Genomic DNA, 23,459 nt, shown 5'->3' on the forward strand with positions numbered 1-23,459 from the left:
TATGGCACCACCTGCTGACTTGGACGCATTTTTGAGGTTGCATGGCTGGGAAGGTGCGCAAGTGGCGCCCGTTGCGGGCGACGCGTCTTTCCGCCGCTATTTCCGCGTGGAGTCCCCCATGCGCGGCAAGGCGATTTTGATGGACGCGCCGCCACCGCATGAGGATCCGCGACCCTTTATTCATATTGCGCAATATTTGAACGGGCATCAGTTTCGTGCGCCCAAAATTTTTGCCACCGACCTGACGCGCGGCCTTTTGCTGTTGGAGGATTTTGGCGACCGGCGGATGCGGGAGCATCTGGACGACCATCCAGAAGATGAGACCGCAGTCTATCGCGCGGCTATTGATGCCATTGTCCGGTTGGCGCAGACTCCTGCCGTGCAATCGCAAGGCTATGACATGGCGACCTACATGCGCGAAGTGCAGCTTTTGTCCGAATGGTACATGCCGGCCATGGGCTTATCATTTGATGTAAGCGAATTTGACCAGATATGGACCAAAGCGCTGGCCCCGCTTGCGGATTATCAGAAAGTTACCGTTTTGCGGGATTATCATGCCGAAAACATCATGCTGCTGGATGATGGACAGCAGGGGATAATTGATTTTCAGGACGCTTTGGTGGGCCATCCAGCCTATGATCTGGTGTCCTTACTGCAAGACGCGCGCCGGGACGTGTCCCCTGCGCTTGAGGCAGAGATGCTGGCATATTATCATGATGCGGCAAAACCCGATGCTGATTTTGGGGCGCATTATGCCTTGCTGGGTGCACAACGAAATACCAAGATTATCGGTATCTTTACGCGCCTGTGGAAGCGCGATGGCAAGGAACGTTATGTCTCGTTCCTGCCGCGTATGTGGGGGCTGCTGGAACGCGACTTAGCTCACCCGGACCTTGCGCCGATCAAACACTGGTTCGACACGCATATCCCTGCGGACGTGCGCAATAATATGCCTACGGAGTTAAGCATCGATGGTTAAGCATGTGGATACAGCGATGATCATGGCGGCGGGCAAAGGGACGCGCATGATGCCCCTGACCGCCGACCGGCCGAAGCCCCTGATCGAAGTGGGCGGCGTTGCCTTGCTCGACCATGTGCTTGACCATTTGCGCGATGCCGGCATCGGCAAAATCGTCGTCAACGTGCATTATCGCGCAGAACAAATAGAGCAACATTTAGCAGCTTCTGCGGCTGACTTGGAACTGCGCATCTCCGACGAACGCGATGTGTTGCGCGACACAGGCGGTGGTTTGGTGCACGCCTTGCCACTCATTTGCGATGACCCCTTCATTTGCGTCAATGCCGACAATTGGTGGACCAATGCGGGCGAAAATGCGATCTCGCAGCTCATGGCGCATTGGGATGATGCCCGCATGGACGTTCTGATGCTCGTCATTCCGTTAGAAAGCGCACATAATAGCCAAGGCATTGGCGACTTTAACATGGATGCAGATGGACGCCTGTCACGCCGCAAGGGCGATGCGCCTGCGCCTTTTGTGTGGACGGGCATTCAGATGCTGTCGAAGCGCCTCATTGTCGATCCGCCTGCGGACGTATTTTCAACCAATATATTCTGGGATCGCGCTATAGCCCAGGGCCGTTGCATGGGCATATTACATGACGGGCAATGGTTCGACGTCGGCTATCCCGCCGCGATCGGGGCAACCGAAGCGAAGTTGGCGGAACAATATGGCGGATAAAGGCTCCGCCCCGCGCGCCCATGTGTTCAATGTGCCTTTGGGCAATGACCTGTGCGATGTAACCGCGCAGTGGATTTTGCAGTCGGCGGGCGCAGACCCGCTTGCGATCAGCAACAACATACTCCTCCTGCCGAATAACCGCGCGATCAAGGCAATGACGGAGGCTTTTGTCCGGCAGGCGGCACCGGGTATGCTCTTGCCGCATATGGTTGCCGTTGGTGACATGCAATTGGACGAAGCCTTAGGCCCAATGCTCGATCCCATACAGGCGGGCAGCGCAATATGGCCAGCCATTGCTTCGTTTGAGCGGCTGATGCTGTTGGCAAAGCTCGTACAGGACCATCAGCCGGGTGACGCCCCACTTTCGCCTGCCGAAGCGTTGCGACTTGCGCGCAAATTGGCAGAATTGATCGATGCGCTTGAGGTTGATCTGGTCGATTTCACACATTTCGCAGACATCAAAATAGAGGCTGATTTGGCCGGACATTGGCAAAGCGCTTATGCGCGGCTTTTGCAGATATTGCCGGCGTATCGATCCGCGTTAACTGCGCGAAAATTGATGGGGCCAGCCGAACGCCGCAACCATTTGCTTGCGGCGCTTGAGCAGCGTTTAGCGCAAAATATTGATACGCCTCCGGTCATAGCGGTGGGGATTACGACGTCTGCAAAGGCTGTGGCCCGCTTGTTGCGCCGTGTCGCACTTATGCCGAACGGGCACGTTATCTTACCGGGCGTTGATCTTGACCTTTCTGACGCGCGTTGGGATGATCTATCGCCGTCCACCGACGATAGCCCAGGCTTTGGGCGGCGTCGTAATGTGGAGGTCCATCCGCAGTTTCATTTGAAGCATTTGTTGGAACTTATGGGCATCGACCGCAGCGAGATTGACGTCCTTCCGACTGCCAGAACGGAGCCAGAATCTGCTACAATTTCCGAGATATTCTGCCTGCCGGAACATAGCATATATTGGCAGGACCTGCCGCCGCTGCGCAAAAGCCTTCCGCATGTCAAATGGTTGGAGGCGGAAGATAGCGCGCAAGAAGCCAAGGCCATAGCCGTGCGCATCAGGGGCGCGCTGGAGGTTGCCGGAAAGCGCGTCGCCCTGATTACGCCCGATCGCGAATTGGCGGTGCGGGTGGCTGGGCAGTTGCATAGATGGGGCATAGAAGTGGATGACAGCGCGGGCATACCCTTGCTGCAAACACCACCAGGCACGCTTGCATTGGCGCTGGTGGACGCAATCTGGAGCCGCTTTTCCGCGTCGAGCATATTGGCGATTGCCAAGCACCCTTTGGTGTTTGCCGGGGCGGAAAGGCTCGTGTGGTTGGACCATGTGCGGCAGCTTGATCTTGCATTGCGCGGCACCGCCAGCGGCATTGGCCTTTCTGCGATCACGCGACGGTTACAGACTGCGCGCAAACCAAATACAGATTTAATCGCATGGTGGTCTGGGGTTGCGACGCAACTGGCACCGCTCGAACGGGCCGATGGTCAGCCATTTGAGGATGTTATGGCATCGCTGCGCGATGTTGCAACGGTGCTTACCGATGGCGGCATTTGGCGTGGCGCAAGTGGCCGCGAACTGACGCAGAACTGGGAGGAGGTCACTTCGAGCGATCTGTCCACACTTGGCCGTGTCGATGCGACAGGCTTGGTTGCGACGTTCAAGGAAATTTTCTCCGGTGCGGTTGTTCGCCCGCCTTATGGTGGGCACCCGCGTGTCGCGATTTACGGTTTGTTAGAAGCGCGCCTGCAGCAGGCAGACTATTTGATCTGCTCGGGTCTGAACGAAGGTACATGGCCGCAAATAGCGCAGCCTGACCCGTGGTTGGCCCCTGCTATCAGGCGCCATCTAAAACTGCCGACATTGGATCGGAATATTGGCCTTTCGGCGCATGATTTGGCGACGGCACTGGGCGCACAAGAGGTGTTGCTGACTCGCGCACGGCGGGATCGCGGCGGGCCAACGGTCGCTTCACGCTTTTTGTTGCGGATCAAAGCGCTGATGGGGGAGGCGCTGGCGGTTGATGATGAACTGTTGGCGTGGGCAGACGCGCTGGATCGTCCCGAGAGAAAAGAGCGCTTTGCCGAACGGCCAGAGCCGATGCCAAATGCCGAACAACGTTTGGTTTCCTTGTCCGTTACCGATTTCGACCAGTTGAAATCTGACCCTTATTCCTTTTACGCCAAGCGCATCCTTGGCCTTCCGGTTCTGGAAAAGGTCGATGCCGAACCCAGCTACGCTTGGCGCGGGAGCCTTGTGCACGACATATTGGAAAAATGGTTCACGCACGACAATTGCGCGGTCGATAAGCTCGTCGCGCGCGCCGATGCATTGTTGGCGCAGGAGGCGAGCGACCCATTGCTGCGCACATTATGGCAACCGCGCATTGCCGCTGGTTTACGCTGGGTGGCCGATGAAACCAAACGCTTGATGGCGGAGGAAGGGCGCGTCGTGGTGGTTGCCGAACAACCCGGCACCGTCCATATCAAAGGCATCGCCGTCAGGGGGCGGGTTGACCGTATTGACCGCACTGCAGATGGCGACTTGGTCATCATCGACTATAAAACCGGCACGCCGCCATCGACCAAGCAGGTTAACGCGGGCTTCGCACTGCAATTGGGCCTCATTGGCTATATGGCCGAGGAACTGGCCATCAAGGGCGTATCAGGCACAGCGAGCCATTTCGAATATTGGAGCCTTGCCAAAAACAAGGCCAAGGATTTTGGTTTCATCGCCGTGCCCACCAGCACGCGTGCGGCCGATAACAAGCCAGAACGCGCAGACTTCGTCGCCTTTGCGGTTGAGCAGGCGGAAGCTGCGATCGGCAAATGGATATTGGGCAACACGCCCTTTACCGCCAAGTTGCACCCCGAATTTGCGATCTATGGCGATTATGACCAATTGATGCGCTTGCAGGAATGGAATGGGCGTCAGGCGATAATCGAGGACGCAACATGAGTGCGGAACCCAAAAAGCTGCACCCATTGATTCCTGCGCAAAGCAGCGCCGTTGTGCCGGACGACAATATCTGGCTGAGCGCTTCGGCAGGGACGGGCAAAACGCAGGTGCTGACTGCGCGCGTCATTCGGCTGTTGCTGGAAAATGACGTCGAGCCTGAAAATTTGCTGTGCATTACATTTACCAAGGCTGGCGCGTCCGAAATGGCGGACCGTATCAATCAGCTTTTGGCGACATGGGTACAGATGGACGATGGACTATTGTTCCATGACCTTGAGGCGATTGGTGCCGATGCAGGCCCAGAGGCGCGCAAAAAGGCACGGCAATTGTTCGCAAAGGTTCTGGATGCGCCCGGCGGCGGATTGCAGATATTGACCATCCATAGCTTCTGCCAATCGCTTCTCGGCAGCTTTCCGGAAGAGGCTGGCCTCGTGCCGGGCTTCAAGCCGGTTGAGGGCCGCGAGCAGCGGGAATTGCTCGACGCGGCGCTTGGGAACTTGGTTTTGGGTGCCGAAGCGCGCGGCGACCTTAAGATCATCGCCAATTTGCAGGAATTGAGCCTGAACATGGGCGAGGAAGCGGCCCTGCGCTTCTTGCATCGGACGGCGGCTGCGCCGGATATAATGGCATCCATCCCCGATGATGCGGGCGCGGTGGTTTGGGCGCGGCGTTTGGCAGACGTTAGCTTTTCGGGTTCTGTGGAAGAAATGTTGGCGGCGGCGTTTGCCGACGAAAAAATTCCGCGCGGGGACCTGCAATCCATCATCGACGCCAATCTTTTATGGTGCGGTAATAAAGCCGACAGTCGGGGAGGTAAGCGCGCGGCGGTGCTTCAAGACTGGCTATCCCGTTCTCCGGCAGAGCGGGCAGCTTTATTCGCGGAGTTTCATGGTTGTTGGTCAAATAAGAACGGCGACATGCAGATTTCGTCGAAGGGCTTTACCCCGATGACGGACGCTTATGCCGCGCAAGCGTTGGAGCTGTTCCAATGGACCAACCAGTTGATGGGGCAGGTGGCGCGCGCACAATATGCCGACAGGCTTGCGCGAGCCTTGTTGGTGGGCAAAGAATTTGCGGCCCAATATAGCAAGGCGAAACACGCGCTTGGCGCGGTGGATTTTGACGACATGATCCGGCGCACGGCGGCGTTGCTGCAACATGGTCAAATGGCGGATTGGGTGCGGTTTAAGCTAGATCGGCAGATTGATCATATTCTTGTCGACGAGGCGCAGGACACCAACGCCGCGCAGTGGGATATCATCAGCGCACTCAGCGATGATTTTTACAGTGGCATGGGAGCACATCCCGACAAGACACGCACTTTATTCTCCGTCGGCGATTTCAAGCAAGCCATTTACGGGTTCCAAGGGACCGCCCCCGAACGCTATGAAGCAGCAGGCGTATATTTTGCCGAGCGAATTGGCAAATCCGGGTCCGAGTTGAACCGGCTTACCCTGTCGCAAAGCTTCCGTTCGACCCCACCAATTCTTGATTTCGTCAATGCCGTTATCGAACAGGCTGGCCCCGAAAGTTTCGGCATAAGCGATGAAATCGCGGAGCATTATAGCGATAAACCGCATATCGGCATGGTCGAGCTATTGGAACCCATATCCGCCAAGCCCAATGGGCAAGATGACAGTAGCTCGGACGAAGAAGAGGATTGGTTCAGCGACGAAAAACGTGCTCTGGCCGAAAAACTGGCGGACCATGTCAAGGCGCTGATTGATGCAAAGCCGTGGCTGGTCAGCAAAAATCGTCCCCTTGAACCCGGCGATATCCTGTTTCTATTGCGCAGCCGTGGCGACATGGCGTCGATGCTGGTGGCGCAATTGCATGAACGCAATGTGCCCGTTGCAGGTATCGACAGGCTTCGATTGTTGCAGCCATTGGTGGTGCAGGATTTGCTGGCCGCCATCAAATTTGTGCTTCAACCAAATGATGATTTTAGTCTGGCCTGCGTCTTGGTTTCACCCATCATTGGCTGGTCGCAGGATACGTTGCTCCAATATGGCTATGTCGGCGACCGCAAGGGCAGTCTGTGGCAGCATATTCGTGATCGGCCTGAGCTTGAGCCGCAAATCGCTCTGCTGCGCGACATGCTGACGATGGCCGATTTCACGACCGTCTATCATTTTCTTGAGCAAATATTGTCCGGCCCCATCGGCGCGCGGCGTAAATTCACCGCGCGGCTGGGCAGTGAGGTTTTGGTACCTATCGAGGAAATGCTGAATTCCGCGTTGCAATTTGAACAGCAGCACAGCGGGGGCCTGCAAAAATTCATTGCATGGTTCGACCGTGGTGACACCGAAATCAAGCGTGAGGGCGACAGCAGCAGCAAGGAGGTCAGGATTATGACCGTCCATGGTGCAAAGGGTTTACAAGCGCCTGTGGTCATTTTGGCCGATGCCACATCTGACCCGACCAAGAAACCGGACCATTCTGTCGAGCTTTTAATGGACGAGGGGCATCGCATACCGTTGTTACCCATTCGCAAGGCTGAACAATCGGGGCGGTTGCTGGAAACTGTCGAGCGGCAAAAGACCCGCGAGCTGCAGGAGCATAAACGCTTGCTCTACGTCGCGATTACCCGCGCCGAAGAGCGGCTGATCATGGCCGGGTCATTGGGTATCAGCCGCAAGGGAGAGCCGCCAGCCGAAAGCTGGTGCGCGCTTCTGCAACGGGGCATGGCGGCGCTTGGGTGCGATTGGGAGGACGATGCGCGCTGGGGCAGGGTGATGCGTCATGTTGGGCTTCAGGGGGCTTGCCTAACGCCCGCAGAGGGCAGCAATATTGCCTCTGCGCAAACTGAGCCGTCTGTTGCCACACCGCATTGGCTTTTCGCGCCAGCGCCAGCGGAGCAACGCCCACCGCGTCCTTTAGTCCCGTCGCGTCTGGATGATGACGATTATGGCGATGCGCCAGCCACTTCGGCGATGCGCAAGGCGGCGGCGCGGGGCAAGCTTATCCACGCTTTGTTGGAACGCATCACCAACGACGTTTCGCTGCAAAAGGCGGAGCAATGGTTAGCTGCGCAGACGCCCGATCATGACATTGACCTGGCACAGCTTATGGCAGAGGTTGGCGGTATCGTGAACGACGCGCAATGGGCTCCATTTTTTGGTCCCTCCGCCCGGGCCGAGGTGCCATTGGTCGCGGTGGTTGGCGAAACGGTAATCAATGGACGGATTGACAGGTTGCTGGTTGAACCAGGTCTGGTGCGGGCCATCGATTTCAAAACGGGTCGGCAAGTGCCGCAAGATGAACACGGCGTGCCGGCCCCACATTTGCGGCAAATGGCGCATTATCGTGCAGCATTGCAGACGATCTTTCCGGCGTCGCGTGTAGAAGTGTCCTTGCTATTCACTTATGCGCCGCGTTTTATCACGCTTTCGGACGCCATATTGGCACCTTATTACCCCGCCTCCTGACGCTTCAAGCAAAACTATTGCGCATGGTGCTTGTCAGTGCTTGGCGGCGTGAATACATGGGGCGTAACAAAGGAGATTATCATGGCTACTAAATCCGTTGGCGACAATGACTTCGCCGCAACCGTGCTGGCATCAGGTAAACCCGTATTGGTCGATTTCTGGGCCGAATGGTGCGGCCCATGCAAGATGATTGGCCCAAGCCTTGAAGAAATCAGTGAAGAATTGGCCGGGCAGGTCGAGATCGTGAAGTTGAACATTGACGACCATCCCGATACGCCTGCCAAATATGGCGTGCGCGGGATTCCGACGATGATCCTGTTCAAGGGCGGCCAAATTGCGGATACGAAGGTCGGCGCAGCGCCCAAGGCACAATTGAAAAGCTGGCTCGAAGCCGCGCTTTAGGGTCAGGTGCCTAGCTGCGATAATCGGCGTTGATGCTGATATAGCCATGGGTCAGGTCGCACGTCCACACCGTGGCGTGTCCCGACCCCAGGCCCAGATCAACGCCGATTTCTATGTCCTTTTGCTTTAGGTGACGCGCCACGGGCGCTTCGTCATAATCTGCAACCGCAAGGCCATTGTGTGCGACTAAAGTCGCGCCAAAGCGGATGGAAAGCGTGTCGCGGTTCGCAGGCTCGCCAGCTTTACCAACCGCCATAACGACGCGGCCCCAATTGGCATCCTCACCCGCAATCGCCGTTTTGACCAAGGGCGAATTGGCAACCGCCAGGCCCACGCGCCGCGCACTGTGATTGCTAACGGCCCCTGTGACCTGAATTTCGATGAATTTCTGCGCCCCTTCGCCATCACGCACCACCAGATGCGCCAATTGGCGACAAACATCGTTTAGCGCCGCTGCAAAGGCGTCGGCCCCGGCGTCTTCAAACGAGGCCAAGCGCGCATTACCTGCCTTGCCTGTGGCAAAGGCGAGGACTGTGTCGCTGGTGGAGGTATCGCTGTCCACGGTAATGCAGCTAAAGCTTGCTTGATTGGCTGCGGACAAAAGTTGCTGCAAAAACGCCGCGTCGACGGCGGCGTCGGTGAAGATATAACCCAACATCGTGGCCATATCGGGCGCGATCATGCCTGAACCCTTGATAATGCCGACAATTTGCACCTTACGGCCATCGACCATAGCGCTGGCGGTTGCGCCCTTGGCAAAGGTGTCGGTGGTGCCGATGCCATGCGTGAGATCTTCCCAACTGCACAAAGCGGCATCAAACACGGCCCGCAGCCCGGCCTGCGCCTTGTCGATAGGCAAAGGCACGCCAATGACGCCGGTTGAAGACACGAATATCTCCGTCACGTCGCAGTTCAAATGGGCCGCCACTTGGCCCGTAATTGCGTCCACCGCATCTTTGCCCCGCTGCCCGGTGAAGGCGTTGCTGTTGCCCGCATTCACCACCAACGCGCGGGCACTGCCGTGCGGCAAATGCGCGCGGCACAGATCAACCTCGGCTGAACAGCACAGATTTTGCGTGGTTACGCCCGCAACCGTTGTGCCCGCATCAAACGTCACATAGCTCAGGTCACAGCGGTCCCATTGCTTATACCCCGCCCGCGCAACACGCGGCGTTGCACCCGCAATGTCGGGCATGATGGGAAAAGATATGGCGAGTGGCGATTTTACTGACATTTAAGGAAACTTTCGCTAATCTCGGAAAAAATTCGGGAGAACTAAGACATGCTGCTTTATTCGGTTCTGGCGCTAGCATCAATTGTAGTCGAAAAAAATGTGGAAACACCAACAGCGCCGCCTCCGCCAGTTGTCATGGTCCCCACGATCTCTACCGTCCCCATGCCAGCCCCAAAAAAGGGGAGTGAAAGTTCGCCTATGCCCAAAAATTATCCGGGCATGTGGGCCAATACAGCTGATTATCCAAGTCTTGCGCTGCGCGAGCTGCGCGAAGGAACATCCGCATTTAAGGTCGATGTATCTGTTGACGGACGTGTGAACAAATGCACGATCACGACCAGTAGCGGACATACTGATCTTGATAAAACAACGTGCGATAACATTACGGCACGTGCGCAATTTTATCCGGCGCAAGATAAAAATGGAGTCGCAACAACAGGCAGCTATTCCAACCGCATACGGTGGCAAATACCGGAAGTATTGAGCATGGCATCAATGCCTAAGGTGACTGAGAGTCTCCCGCGTCCGGCAAAACCGTCAAATAGAGCGCAGCTAACGATACCTGCCGACAAATACCCTGCTGCGGCTTCGGACGAAGGGAAGCAGGGACAGACCACGTTTATGCTCAATATCGACAGCACTGGAAAAGTTTTAGGTTGTTCGGTCACCGTCAGCAGCAAGGTTCCGGAACTGGACCAACAGGCATGTGCACTTGCACGCGAATGGAGTTTTGATCCAGCGTTGGATGTTAATGGAGAGCCATCGTCCGGAAAGAGCGCACACACGCTATCTTGGCGTCTTCCGAAACGTGCCGCTTCTGTATCTATGAACCCTCAGCGCGCTCGCCCAAATCCCTTTGAAAAGCCCGGCTCGATTGGCCTAACCTTGGAGTTCGACGCGGCAGGTAAGCTTACGTCTTGCAGGACAGAGAGTGAGGGCACCCCCTTCGGTAAAATCGGTGATAAGAACTTTTTGGATATGGCCTGCGAGGGTAGTGCGAACCGCGATGTCGCTCCATTTCTGGATAGTGAAGGCAAGCCACAGGCCAAACGTATCAAGTTCCGTATGTCGGTGGAGCATGAAGACCCGAAGACAGGCGCGGTTAGCAGGTAGGCAGCTCGCCTTCGGTGTGGACTTTGCTGCCATGCCTAACTATATCTCGAAATGCACCTCTTAGGGCTCAGCATGCGTTTACTGATTTATCTACTGGCGATGATGAGCGGATTTTCCGCTGCGGAGGCTGCACGTCCGGTGTCTTCCGCGTCGGCATCTGTGGATACCGCAGTTGCGCAGGCTTATGTTGCGGCCGCTGCGCTTGAAGCTGTTGCCGCTTGCGAACCTGTGGTCCGTGAGGCCGCGACGGCGCGCGTGTCACTTGCACCCGCCGTCGGTGAAGCGCGCCAAGTTGCCGTAACGCCAGATACGCCGGTTGACCGGCATGATATCATTTTAGGTTAGGCTTTCTGCGCCCTTTGGGGTGCGTTCAATAGCTACCTACCGCGCGCCAACCGCGCGCGTTTCCAATATATTTCAAAGGAATTATCCATGCTCGGCGGATTTGCTAAAGCCATATTCGGGTCGTCGAACGACCGTTACGTCAAATCAATCATGAAGATTGTCGAAAACATCAACGCGCTTGAAGTCGACATCGCCGCCATGGACGATGAACGTCTTAAAGGGCAGACGCAGCTATTCCGAGATCGTCTGGCCGCCGGAGAGACGCTTGACGATATCCTGCCAGAGGCGTTTGCCACCGTACGCGAAGCATCAAAGCGCGTCATGGGCATGCGTCATTTCGATGTGCAGATGGTCGGCGGTATTGTGCTGCATCGTGGCGAAATCGCCGAAATGCGCACGGGTGAGGGTAAAACCTTGACCGAAACATTGCCATGCTATCTCAACGCGCTTGAGGGCAAAGGCGTTCATGTTGTGACCGTGAACGACTATCTGGCCCGCCGTGACGCGGAATGGATGGGCCGGATTTACGGGTTCCTTGGCCTTTCGACAGGGGTTGTCGTTCCAAACATCGCCGAACATGATCGCCGCGACGCATATGCTTGCGACATTACCTATGCGACGAACAACGAACTTGGTTTCGATTATTTGCGCGACAATATGAAATATGAACGCGCGCAAATGGTGCAGCGCCCGTTCAACTTCGCGATTGTAGATGAAGTCGATTCTATCTTGGTAGATGAAGCGCGGACGCCGCTGATTATTTCCGGCCCGACCGACGACAAATCCGAATTATACATGCAGGTCCATGCCGTCGTTCTCCAGTTGGACGAGGGCGATTATGAGAAAGACGAAAAGAGCCGCAATGTTACGCTAACCGAAGATGGCACCGAGAAGGTCGAGCGGATGCTTGAAGGCGCTGGCTTGCTGACGGGTTCTAATCTGTATGATTATGAGAATACCTTGGTCGTCCACCATCTTGACCAGGCTCTCAAAGCAAATGTGATGTTCAAGCGCGACATTGATTACATCGTCAAGGATGGCAAGGTCATCATCATCGACGAATTCACCGGCCGCATGATGGATGGGCGTCGCTGGTCCAACGGCCTACACCAAGCGGTTGAGGCCAAGGAGGGCGTGGATATTGAGCCGGAAAACCAGACGCTGGCGACCATCACTTTCCAGAATTATTTCCGCATGTATCCCAAATTGTCCGGGATGACGGGCACCGCGGCCACCGAGGCCGGCGAGTTTCATGAAATCTACAAGCTAAACGTCGTCGAGATTCCGACCAACGTGCCCGTGCAGCGCGTGGATGAGGATGACCAATTCTACAAAAACACCCAAGATAAATTCGGCGCGATTGCCAAAACGATCAAAGAGGCGAATGACCGTGGTCAGCCCGTATTGGTCGGAACGGTGTCGATTGAAAAATCAGAGCTGCTGTCCGAATTTTTGGAAAAAGAAAACGTCAAGCACAGCGTCCTGAACGCCCGCTTCCACGAAAGCGAAGCGCATATTGTGGCGCAGGCCGGGCGGTTGGGCAGCGTTACCATCGCCACCAACATGGCGGGTCGCGGTACCGATATTCAACTGGGCGGCAACTTTGAATTTCGGTTGAATGACGAATTGCGCGATATGCCCGATGGGCCAGCGCGCGATGCCGCCATCGCGGCCTTGCAAGCCGAAATCGCGGCGGAAAAAGCGAAAGTCATCGAAGCCGGCGGATTGTTTGTCCTTGCGACAGAACGCCATGAAAGCCGCCGTATCGATAACCAGTTGCGTGGACGTTCGGGGCGTCAGGGTGACCCCGGGCTCTCCCGCTTTTATCTGTCGCTCGACGACGATCTTTTGCGTATTTTTGGCTCCGAAACCTTATTCTCCAAAATGATGAACTCCAGCCTCGAAGATGGGGAGGCGATTGGCGGTAAATGGCTGTCGAAAGCCATCGAAACCGCGCAGAAAAAGGTCGAGGCGCGCAACTATGATATCCGCAAGCAGTTGGTCGAATATGACAATGTCATGAATGACCAGCGCAAGGTCATCTATGAACAACGCAGCGACATCATGGATGCGCAAGCCGTCGATGACATCATTGACGATATGCTCAACGATACCGTCAACAACCTTGTCGGCGACCATTGCCCCGAGGGCACTTATCCCGAGCAATGGAATGTGGAGGGCCTAAAGCAAAAATGTACTGAGCTGTTGGGGCTGACGCCTGATATCGACGATTGGTTGAAGGAAGACGGTCTTGAACCCGAAATCATCGAAACCCGCATCGCAGATATGGCCACCGAAAAGTTCAAGGCGAAGGGCGCTGTTCTTGACGATGCCATCTGGCGTCAGGTTGAAAAAAGTATCTTGCTGCAAACGCTCGACCATCATTGGAAAGAGCATTTGTCCACGCTGGATGCCTTACGTCAGGTGATTTACCTGCGCGCTTATGCGCAGAAGAACCCGGTCAACGAATATAAGCAAGAGGCATTTGGCCTGTTTGAACGCATGTTGTCGGCCATCCGCGAAGGCGTGACCAAAACCATCGCCACCAATGATTTCCGCGCGGAGGAAGAATTTGTTCCGCAAGATTTACCTGAACTCCCCGATTTCCTGACAACGCATATCGACCCGTTTACAGGCGAAGATGACAGCGATGATATTGACGCAGGTTCGCTTGGGTTGGTGACAACGACGATCCCGCGTCCAGCGATGGTATCTGGGGGCATTGACCCATATGCAGGCGACCCTGATCTGCGCCGCAACGACCCATGTCCGTGCGGTTCGGGAAAGAAATACAAGCACTGCCACGGCGCATTTTGATAAGGAGATGAGGGAAGGGCGAAGATGATCTGGCTGGCCAGCCTCTTTGCTCTTGTCGCCTTTGTATATGCATCGGTTGGCTTTGGCGGCGGGTCCACTTACACGGCGCTGCTTGCTTTATGGGGGGTGGATTACCGGCTGATCCCGGTGATTGCCCTTGTCTGCAACATCATCGTCGTGACCGGCGGTAGCATCCGCTTTGTGCGCGCTGGCTTGGTGTCTTGGCCGCAAGTTCTGCCCTTGCTTATGGTGTCTGCCCCGCTCGCCTTTGCAGGTGGGCTGGTGCCGCTGAAGCAAGTGGTGTTCTTAACGATATTGGGTGGCGCGTTGTTGGCGTCGGCCATCGCGCTTTTTCTCCAAGCGGATAAGATGACGCCGCGCGCAGTTCCAAAGCCATTGTTGCTGGCGCTTTCGGGCGGCGTGGGCTTGCTGGCGGGCCTGTCGGGCATTGGCGGGGGCATATTCATGGCACCCGTCTTACATCTGATCCGCTGGGCAGAGCCACGCCGGATTGCCGCCTTCGCGTCGCTTTACATATTGATCAACTCGGCGGCGGGTTTGCTTGGTCAAATAGTGAAATCAGGGGCGCATTCGCTTGCCGAGCCTGCGCTGCAATATGGACTGCTGCTCGGCGCTGTGTTGGTCGGCGGACAATGCGGCAGCCTGTTCGGCATGCGCTATCTCTCCCCACGCTTATTACGGGTGCTGACGGCCTCATTGGTCGGCTATGCCGCGCTCCGGCTACTCTGGCAGGCCCATGGGCCATTTTAGCGCCTATTGAGCCAGAAAAGGCTCTCCGGGAGGGCCGAAAATTGCCGAATTTGGGTGTTCAAAGCAGGGAATGTGGCGCGGTGCAATGGCGTCATGCTGGCGGACATCGTCATCGATGGATAACCCTGTGGTCAATGATGCACGTTTTGGCATTATGCTAAGCGGCTGCAAATCGTGCTAAAATTGTTGATTGTAAATTTATACCAAATGCGGATGTTCCGGACATGACAACATTGCGGACGTTGGTCTGTCAGAAAAACCGACCGTCCTATTCGTTGATGGCGTCCACAATGCGGTGGGATGGGGGAAGAAACTACTTTCCACAAATGCAAACAAAAACAGCCAGCGTTCAGTATGCAGGTGCGCTCATTTTTTGACCATCCAGTTATAAAGTTTTGTCAGCATTTAGGTTTCCGTCAGTGTTTTTGCTGTGCCCATTAACCGCCCATAAGCCCAGCCGATGCCGATTAAAGCAATGCCGAGGCCGAGGAAGGATAGGATGCGCAGCAAGCCTGTAAGCGCGGCTGCATCAATCAGGAAGACTTTTAACGTTACTGCGGTCAACAGCGCGAGCCCTGCCATCCGCAGCAGTCGCGATCCGGCCATCATCCCGCGCACCAGCCACGTTATGGCAAGCAGCATCAGGCCGACCGAATAGAGGTAATTCTCACCAGTGCCGATAGCTCCGCCTGAAAGCATCGTGCCCTGCATCGCTTGGCGCACAGTGGCCAACACAGTCAGGATCATGCTGCCGAGGCTCATCAAACGCAGAGCCAGCTGCTGTTTTATGTCGTCCGCAAAATTGCCTAGCAACCACAGCCAGATCGCGACCAAAGCCATATGGCTGGTGGCTAGGTTTGCGATGGGGACAGGGCCGACTATTTGGGTTTGCATTACAGGGTTCAGCAGAACAAGGTCAAACCAGACCACGCGGAGCATAGCAACGGCGGCAATCGCCCAGCCGATCATCCGCAACGTCGTCCATTCTGGACGCTTCGGCGCTTGCGACAACGCCAGCCAGCCGAGCGCAAACAGGATCTGTGTAAACACCGCCCGTTCGGCAAAGCCAAGGCGGATAAAATCGCTGGAGCTTTGAATGGCGGCAGGTTGCTTGGCGATCAGCCAGATGAAGGCTGCCAGCCCAGCACTGCCAAAGGCCCAGATGACTTTGCGTGTATTGTCCCCAACGCGGAACCATTTCGTCCACAGCATCGCCAAAGCCAGCACGACGGGGATCAATGTCGTCCGCACGGTATCGCCGATTTCGGGCAGCTGTGCATAGACATTGCTATCGCCCCATAATGACGAGATTAACGCACCGATAATTTTGTACGACGAGACCACTGCCCAGCCCATGGCAATTGCCAAGGGTGCGATGGCGATACGGCGGACGACACGGTCGCCGGTGACCAGCGCCCATGCAGCGACGGCCATTGCGATGACCGCGCAGTAGACGGCAACCCATTCTTCGGCAATTAGATATGGGCTGGCTATTAGGGCCATCAGGACAGTTGCAGCGACAGATAGGCGTTGAAGGATATCGGCCTTTGCCAAACGGTGCTGATGCCAAGCCAATGGTGCGCTGACGGCAGCAATGGCGAGCGCGGAAACGCCCCATATAGTGTCACTGACATCTGCTGTGTAAGAGAACGCAGCGGTGAGCCACACCAAAACCGGCGCACCTAGTGCCGCCACAGCCCATGCCGGAACAGGCTGGCGATCACGCCAAAGCGCGAAATGGCCCACGCCTGCAAACAGCAGCATGATGGCAAATGATGCGGCGATGGTAACGCCATCAGCCCCGCGTTCCGTCCAAGCTCCCGACAATGGCGATGCGGCCAGTACCAACGCGCCGAGCATCACCAAAGCCATCCGTGCCTCGCGCCACGCCATTGCGATGGCCAGCACCGATAACGCTCCGAAAAAGGCCCAAGCGACGGGTGAGAAGTTCATCTGCGGCAACAGCATCGCCAGTTGCACCAAAGCCAAGGCCATCGGCGCGAAGGTTGCGGCGTCTTTCCACTTGCTGTCGTTCTGCCCAAATCGGTCGAGCGCAAAGACCGCTGCGGCTCCGCTGATGAGGATGAACAGGCCGAGATAGGCCAAGTCGTTTTGTGCTGTAAGGAGCATCGCAAAGCTCCAGAGCGCCCCGCCACCGGAAGCAAGCACGAGCAGCCAAAGCCAACGCCGCCACACAGCCAGCCCAAACAAAGCGGCGATAAATACCGCCAGATAGAGCAGTAATATAGGCAGGTTGCTCGCCCCCATGCTCGCGACCCACGGCGCGGCAAAACCGCCCGCCAGCCCCATCAACGCGGTCGGCGGACCGCGGCGCAGCGCCAGAACAAAGGCGATGGCTGTGACGACGATGACCAACAAAAACGCGATCGCAACCCCAATAAGCCCGTAAATCTCGCTCGCCATATACAGCGTGCCATACAGCGTCGCGACACCCGCCCCCGCCAGCGATTGCGCGACGCGCGGGTCAGCAGTGAAGGACTCGCCGACCTTTGGCAGCCGTCCGCCAAATTCGGACAAAGCAATCAAGGTCAGCGCGAATAACATCGCCAGAATCGACCGTGCCCCTGGCCCAAGCAGCCCTGCCTCAATTGTATAACGGACAAGGAAAAATCCGGCGAAAACTAACGCAATTCCTCCAATCCAGATCGGCAATTTGCCGCCGACCATATCCTCAAAACTTGCGCCTGCTAGCGGGTTTTTGAATACGCGTTCGGGCGCTGCTTCCTCGGGGACCTCCCATACTGGCGCAGAGCCAACATCGCGACCGACGACAGAAGCGGTGCGGCGATTCGATGCTTTTGCGGCGACTTTGAATGGTGCAGCGGGTTCGGGCGCATTGGCTTCAACCAGCACAGACTCTGGCACGACCTCCGCGACCAAATTGAACGGCAGGCTATCCTCCAACGCGGCTATTCGCCGTTGCAGTTGGACAAGTTTATTACGTTGAAAAAGCGCCCAAATGACGAGCCCTGCAATCGCATAAAACAAAAAGATTTCAGCCATCTGCCCCCCAATGCACTAAAGCAGTCATGGCAAGGCTTATGCGATACCCAAAATTAAAACAATGGGGTGGTGACAGTCTGCTCTCCACAACATTCCAGACATACAGACAACAATTTCCCGCCGCTGTTAGCCGCCGCTGGTTCATAGACTGACCGAATGGCCGCTCTCCAACCATATGCGCCAAAAACGGACTATCCGGACACGACCCAATTCCAGACGTGAACTCAAGGGAAACACTATCCTAAAACCATCCGGTCCGTTATACAATGAATTGATGTAGTTAGTCGGTAGGAGCGAGCGATGATTAGAACGGTCATTATGTTGATCTGTGCTGCGGCACTTGCGCTTCCGGTCGGCGCGGAGCCTCCAGCGGGGGGCGTTCCGATTGAAGCATCAGGGCGAAAGGGTCCATTAGCCGGCACGTTGCTTCGCGCGCCGGGGACGCTGGGACCGGTTGCCCTGATCATTCCGGGGTCCGGTCCGACCGACAGGGACGGGAATAATCCGCTTGGCGTGCGTGCAGCCAGCTACCGCTTGCTGGCAGAAGGGCTCTTTGACCAAGGCATCAATACGGTGCGCATCGACAAACGTGGTATGTTCGGCAGCGCCGCTGCGGTTGCTGATCCCAACGCGGTGATCATTGCCGATTATGTAGCCGATACCGACGCTTGGGTGCAGGCCATACGCGCGACGACCGGTGCGCCGTGCGTCTGGTTGATTGGCCACAGCGAAGGCGGATTGGTGGCACTTGCCGCCGCACAAGAGGTGAAGAACCTGTGCGGCCTAGTTCTGGTCTCTGCCGCTGGCAGACCGATGGGTGATGTGTTGAAATCACAGCTTCGCGCCAACCCTGCGAATGGGCCACTGATCGGGGCAGCCGATGCTGCAATAGATCAACTTGCCGCGGGCCAGAAAGTCGATGTGTCCGCCTTGCCGCCGCCTTTGCTGCCGCTGTTTCATCCGGTGGTCCAAGATTTTCTGATCAGCGCGTTTGCGCTTGATCCGGCAAAGCTGTCGGCGGGCGTCCGCTTGCCCATGCTCATTGTTCAGGGCGACCGTGACCTGCAGGTAGCGGTTGAAGATGCCGAAAAGCTCAAGGCCGCGAACCCCTCGGCCGTCCTCAAGATACTGCCAAATGTGAACCATGTGTTGAAAGAGGTTGCGAGCGATAATCCGGCTGATAATCTGGCCGCTTATACGAAGGCTGACCTTCCGCTTGCGAAAGGGTTGGCCGCGACGATTGCAACCTTCGTCCGTAACTGAAAGCTGCCGGTCCGCTCACCAAATCCTGCCAATTGTTCTGGCACCTGCCGAAATACGTAGATTCCAAGAGAGACAAAAATCAGCGCGCTTCGACCCGCGCGTCGTCGGAGATCTTCTCGCTTGGATGAAGGATGACGGTCGCGCCCTTTTGCAGGCCGCTGAGCAACTCGGCCCGCTCGTCGTTCATCCACCCGATCGTGACCGGTATTAATTTGGCCCTGCCATTTTCCACAGCAAAGACTGCCCATTTGCCTTTGTTGCGAAAAAGCGTGCTGACCGGCAATTGCAAGGCGTTGGTGCTTTCCCACTCGACGGCGCGGATTACAACGCGATAGCCATGGCCAAGCTTGGCCCATTTTTTCGGCGGATCGGTGATGTCGACAATGACATTCACCCGCTGCTCCTCAACGCCAAGCGCGGAGATTTTGGTGAAGCCAAAGGGCTCAATGCGCCGCACCCTGCCGTTAAGCGGCTGTGCACCACCCCAATTGTCGATCAGAACGCGTGCACCGGGCAACAAACGGACGGCGTCGGAAGACAGCAAATCGGTAACAATTTCCAGATCGCGCGGATCGCCCAGCTCCACCAGCGGGGTGCCTGCGGCGACTATCGCTTCGCTCTCTTGTGCCACGCGCATCACCGTGCCGCTGGTGGGAGAACGAACAGCTAGGCTCCTGCCGGCTTGGGGCTGAGTGGTTGGTGTGACCAGATTGGCGCGCGCAGCATCGCGGTCGAAGCGGGTAGCTTCGGTCGCCTTGATGGCTTCGGATACTGCCGCATTTGATCGTGATACTGCTGCATCGGCACTATCGAGCGCCGCGCGGGTTGCAAAACCGCGCTTGAATAGCGTCTCGACGCGCGCCTGTTGCTGCGCCGCCAGATTGTGTTCGGCGCGCGCCTGTTCGACGCGCGCCGACGATGACGCAATTACGGCTTCAAGCGCCTGAACTTGGGCTCGTACACTGGCCTCGATACGATTATCAAGGAAATCAGGCGAGGTCGGCGTCATCCGGGCGACAATGGTTTGCTGGGCTACGACCGGATCGCCAGGTTCAAGCTCGATCCGCGTCAGGCGTCCGTTAATCGGTGCGGCAACAACGAACAGATTGTGCACCCGCGTTTCGCCTTCATCGTCGATTGTGACGGTCATTGGTCCCTGCGTCACAGTTGCCAGATCAACCTCATAAGGTGGCTTGCGGATGGCTAAATAGAGCGCCGCAATTACCACGACAGTTATCAATGCCGAAATTGCCAATTGACCGGTGCGAAGGAAAGGAAGTTTAGCCATGTCAATCCCAAGTCTTTAAGACGGCAACCAGATTGAGCCGGTCGAGCCTGCGGCGAACAAATAATGCGGTAATTGTGGCAGCGAACAAAACCAAGAGCACGGCTTGCGCGACAGTGCTCGCGGTCAGGCCAAATGGCACGATGAACAGATCGCCGCCGAGGCTGGAGCTAAGCCAGCGAGAGAGAAGATAGCCAAAGGCAATGCCGAATGGCAGGCCGATGATCGTCAGGATCGCTAGCTCTCCGAGCAAAATATAGGACACCTCCGACCTGCGATAGCCAAGCACGCGCAGCGAAGCCAAATCGCGCGACCGTTCGGCAAGGCTGATCCGCGCATTATTATAAATCACACCAAAGACGATAAGCGCCGAAAAACCTGTGTTGAACATGGTTACAATCCCCATTGTCTCACCGATTGTTTCATCGAGCCCGGTTCGCGCCGCTGCGCGCAGGGAAACCCCTGCGATAGCCGGCGTAACTTTTAGATAGCGATAAAGTTCATCTATTCGTGCAGGATCAACGCCCAGATAGGCGCCGGATAGCAAGGGCGCTTCGTTCATTTTGGCGGCGATCATAGTTGCATCGACATAAGCGGGGCTGCCGACCGCGCTTTGGATAATCGCTGCCACTGGCAATGTGAAATGCCCGCGCCGCCCTTCGGTCACCTGCACCTCCAACGGATCACCAATGGACAGGCCCAGCTCGTTCGACAGACCGTAAGAGATCAGCACTCCGCGCGGCGGCGGACCTGTGATAGTACCATCTATATCGACGAGGCGATTGAGGTCATCGCCGGGGGTCGCGGCGGTTAACCCTTCTGATTTCGATTGGCGCGGGCCCATTAGTTTTGCACCAACTATCCGCATCGGCTCGACCCGCCAAACGCCGGGTGCGCGCTGGAGCGCAAAAATCGCCCTTTGGTCGCGCGGTTCGGCGAAGGTGACTATTACATCCGCGCGGTTCGACTGGTCGAATAAAATCTCGATCATTCGCGCTACATTGTCGTGCGAACCCGCAGAGGTGATATACAGGCCAAGCGCGGCAGCCACTCCCAATGAACCAAGCGCAGATCGGATAGGGCGGCGCAGGATACCGCGCAGGATAATGCGCGTCGGTTCGTCCAAGGCGCGCATCCGCCCGATCAACCGCGCAGCTGCTCCAGCGTAATTCGGCGGTAGCGGCGGGCGCATCGCCTCTATCGGCGTCATCCGCTGCACTCGGCGTACAGATTGGAATACGCCCAGCAACACGACAGCAACGGTCGCCAAGCTTGCCAACGCATAAATATCTAGGCCGGCGCGATAATTTAGGAAGGGGAAGACGAAGAAATTCTGGTACATTGCGGCCAACCCGCGCCCCAGCCATGATCCAAGTGCAAGCCCAAGTAACAGCCCCGGCACCGAAAGCGCGACTGCAATTTTGGCATAATGTAGCATGATCGCCTGCCCACGATAGCCGAATGCCATCAACAGCCCGATCACCTCATGTTCGGCATCGATCATGCGGGAGAGAACCGTGTTGATAAGGAAGGCAGCGACGCCGAGGAAGATCGGCGGCAATATGCCCGTCATTGTTTTTAGCTGCGCCAGTTCGTTGGTCACGAAACGGTCTGATATCTGTTCACTGCGCGGATAGGCACTAACCCCGCCATAGCGCGCAAGAAGTCTATCGAGCTTTCGGGTCACGTCGCGCGCGTCCGCGCTGCGGTCGACCCGCACCAGCGCCTCGTTAAAGGCATCGGTCAGGTCGAGTGAGGCCGCGAGATGCTCCTCTCCCATCCACAGCACACCGAAACGACGGTTGTCCGGGAAAATTTGTCCTGGTCCGATGGCGTAGATATATTCTGGCGACAGTGCGGTACCGACGATACGCAGATGCTGGCGTTTGCCGTAAAGCAGCGCGTCGATGTTATCACCCAGACCTATCCGCGCAGCTTCAGCGAATTTTTCGCTGGCCAGTACCTCGTCCGGCTGTTTGGGGTCGGGCCAGCGCCCGCTGCGCAGCACTAGCGCATTGATGCGTGGTTCACGGCCTGAGGGGATCGAGTGAATACGTGTTGTAATCGGTTCGGCAATCCCGGGGATGTCTAGCGTCGCTCCTGCGTTGATCCGTCCCTCAACCACGCTGACACCGGGTATGGCCTTGATCTCTTCCAGCACGCTTTTGGGCGCGCGCTTGGCTGGGGCAAAAATGTCGGCGAAACGATATAGGTCATAATAAGCGTCGCGCGTCGCATCCAAGGAACGCATCATTCCCAGCGACATTACAACCATCCCAACACCCGCCGCGATTACCAGCGATATTGCGAAGGCCTGACTGCGTATCCGCCATAGATCACGCAGTATCTTGCGGTCTAACGGTTTGAGGCTGACTACCATGTCATGTCGCCCGGCCGACGGCGATTCGGGTTGGGACGGCTGTCGGCAAGCTGCCCGTCGGCGAAGCGCAGCACGTGGTCAGCCATTTCGGCGATCACCGCATTGTGCGTTATCAGCAATGTTGTTGTCCCCAGCTCGCGGTTGACCTGATCAAGCGCCTCGAGCACGCGAACCCCGGTTTGGCTGTCGAGCGCGCCAGTGGGCTCGTCGCATAACAGCACCTTGGGCCGTTTGGCGACGGCGCGGGCAATGGCAACACGCTGCTGCTCGCCGCCCGATAGCTGGGTCGGGAAATGGTCGATCCGGTTTTCTAGGCCGACCAGCGCAAGAGCGTCGGTCGGGTCCATCGGTTCGTCGGCAATTTCGGTGATGAGCGCAACATTCTCGCGCGCGGTTAGCGAAGCGACGAGATTGTAGAATTGGAAGACAAAGCCAATATGGTGGCGGCGATATTCCGTTAGGCCATGGTCGTTGAGGCCGGTCAGCTCGACATCTTCGAAATGTACATGGCCGCTTGTCGCCTGATCCAACCCGCCAACGATGTTGAGAAAGGTTGATTTTCCTGACCCGCTTGGGCCGAGCAGCACGACCATTGCCGATTGTGGCACGTCGAGATTGACTCCGCGCAGCGCCTGAACTGCGGTGTCGCCTTCGCCATAAGTCTTGGTCAGGCCCTCAATCCGATACAGCGGCGGGGCAGAAGCCATATGGTGGTCCTTCTTGTTGCAGCCTCGG

The 23,459-nt window shown here is 56.8% G+C and carries 15 protein-coding genes and 1 pseudogene; 10 read left to right on the forward strand and 6 right to left on the reverse strand.

Features of this window, described 5'->3' with window-relative positions:
* Position 1: 1 nt before the first annotated feature.
* The 5 genes from HEQ34_RS07200 to trxA all read left to right on the forward strand — a co-directional run bounded on the left by HEQ34_RS07200 (position 2) and on the right by trxA (position 8,492).
* On the forward strand, positions 2-979 hold the full coding sequence (locus HEQ34_RS07200; protein ID WP_296199352.1) for a phosphotransferase: 978 nt from the start codon (positions 2-4) through the stop codon (positions 977-979).
* Entirely contained in the window at positions 972-1,700 is a 729-nt protein-coding gene (locus HEQ34_RS07205) for a nucleotidyltransferase family protein (RefSeq protein WP_296199199.1), read from the forward strand. Before HEQ34_RS07200 ends, HEQ34_RS07205 begins: the two co-directional genes overlap by 8 nt.
* A complete protein-coding gene (gene addB / locus HEQ34_RS07210) occupies positions 1,690-4,662 on the forward strand; it encodes a double-strand break repair protein AddB (protein WP_296199201.1) in 2,973 nt (990 codons plus the stop codon). Before HEQ34_RS07205 ends, addB begins: the two co-directional genes overlap by 11 nt.
* On the forward strand, positions 4,659-8,090 hold the full coding sequence (gene addA, locus HEQ34_RS07215) for a double-strand break repair helicase AddA (RefSeq protein WP_296199203.1): 3,432 nt from the start codon (positions 4,659-4,661) through the stop codon (positions 8,088-8,090). Before addB ends, addA begins: the two co-directional genes overlap by 4 nt.
* Positions 8,091-8,171: 81 nt before the next feature.
* Positions 8,172-8,492, forward strand: a complete 321-nt coding sequence (trxA, locus tag HEQ34_RS07220; RefSeq protein ID WP_296199206.1) for a thioredoxin — start codon at positions 8,172-8,174, stop codon at positions 8,490-8,492.
* Positions 8,493-8,502: 10 nt separating this feature from the next.
* Here the strand turns inward: trxA and argJ are convergent, their stop codons facing one another.
* Entirely contained in the window at positions 8,503-9,726 is a 1,224-nt protein-coding gene (gene argJ / locus HEQ34_RS07225) for a bifunctional glutamate N-acetyltransferase/amino-acid acetyltransferase ArgJ (RefSeq protein ID WP_296199208.1), read from the reverse strand.
* Between the two features lie 48 nt (positions 9,727-9,774).
* Between argJ and HEQ34_RS07230 the strand changes: the two genes are divergently transcribed.
* The 4 genes from HEQ34_RS07230 to HEQ34_RS07245 all read left to right on the forward strand — a co-directional run bounded on the left by HEQ34_RS07230 (position 9,775) and on the right by HEQ34_RS07245 (position 14,772).
* Entirely contained in the window at positions 9,775-10,839 is a 1,065-nt protein-coding gene (locus tag HEQ34_RS07230; protein WP_296199209.1) for a TonB family protein, read from the forward strand.
* 72 nt (positions 10,840-10,911) lie between these two features.
* Positions 10,912-11,184, forward strand: coding sequence for a hypothetical protein (locus tag HEQ34_RS07235; protein WP_296199211.1), 273 nt, complete (start codon positions 10,912-10,914; stop codon positions 11,182-11,184).
* 87 nt (positions 11,185-11,271) lie between these two features.
* Positions 11,272-14,001 carry a preprotein translocase subunit SecA gene (gene secA, locus HEQ34_RS07240; protein ID WP_296199213.1) on the forward strand — a complete coding sequence of 910 codons (2,730 nt, stop codon included), beginning with the start codon at positions 11,272-11,274 and terminating at the stop codon, positions 13,999-14,001.
* Positions 14,002-14,025: 24 nt separating this feature from the next.
* A complete protein-coding gene (locus HEQ34_RS07245; protein ID WP_296199214.1) occupies positions 14,026-14,772 on the forward strand; it encodes a sulfite exporter TauE/SafE family protein in 747 nt (248 codons plus the stop codon).
* Between the two features lie 297 nt (positions 14,773-15,069).
* On the opposite strand, the pseudogene HEQ34_RS07250 reads toward HEQ34_RS07245, so the two are convergent.
* Together HEQ34_RS07250 and HEQ34_RS07255 are read right to left on the reverse strand one after the other, a co-directional pair.
* Positions 15,070-15,177: pseudogene (locus HEQ34_RS07250) on the reverse strand (DedA family protein); the annotation flags it as partial.
* Positions 15,178-17,796 carry a DUF2339 domain-containing protein gene (locus HEQ34_RS07255; protein ID WP_296199215.1) on the reverse strand — a complete coding sequence of 873 codons (2,619 nt, stop codon included), beginning with the start codon at positions 17,794-17,796 and terminating at the stop codon, positions 15,178-15,180.
* 300 nt (positions 17,797-18,096) lie between these two features.
* On the opposite strand from HEQ34_RS07255, the gene HEQ34_RS07260 reads away from it, so the two are divergent.
* Positions 18,097-19,059 (forward strand): alpha/beta fold hydrolase, encoded by a 963-nt coding sequence (locus HEQ34_RS07260; RefSeq protein WP_296199217.1) that lies wholly within the window; start codon positions 18,097-18,099, stop codon positions 19,057-19,059.
* A gap of 79 nt (positions 19,060-19,138) precedes the next feature.
* On the opposite strand, the gene HEQ34_RS07265 is transcribed toward HEQ34_RS07260, so the two are convergent.
* The 3 genes from HEQ34_RS07265 to HEQ34_RS07275 are packed head-to-tail and all read right to left on the reverse strand — an operon-like array spanning position 19,139 to position 23,431.
* Positions 19,139-20,347, reverse strand: a complete 1,209-nt coding sequence (locus HEQ34_RS07265) for an HlyD family efflux transporter periplasmic adaptor subunit (protein WP_296199220.1) — start codon at positions 20,345-20,347, stop codon at positions 19,139-19,141.
* A gap of 1 nt (position 20,348) precedes the next feature.
* On the reverse strand, positions 20,349-22,724 hold the full coding sequence (locus tag HEQ34_RS07270) for an ABC transporter permease (protein ID WP_296199222.1): 2,376 nt from the start codon (positions 22,722-22,724) through the stop codon (positions 20,349-20,351).
* Entirely contained in the window at positions 22,718-23,431 is a 714-nt protein-coding gene (locus HEQ34_RS07275) for an ABC transporter ATP-binding protein (RefSeq protein ID WP_296199224.1), read from the reverse strand. Before HEQ34_RS07275 ends, HEQ34_RS07270 begins: the two co-directional genes overlap by 7 nt.
* Between the last annotated feature and the right edge of the window lie 28 nt (positions 23,432-23,459).

The sequence above is a fragment of the Sphingorhabdus sp. genome (assembly GCF_023910635.1).
Classification (GTDB): domain Bacteria; phylum Pseudomonadota; class Alphaproteobacteria; order Sphingomonadales; family Sphingomonadaceae; genus Sphingorhabdus_B.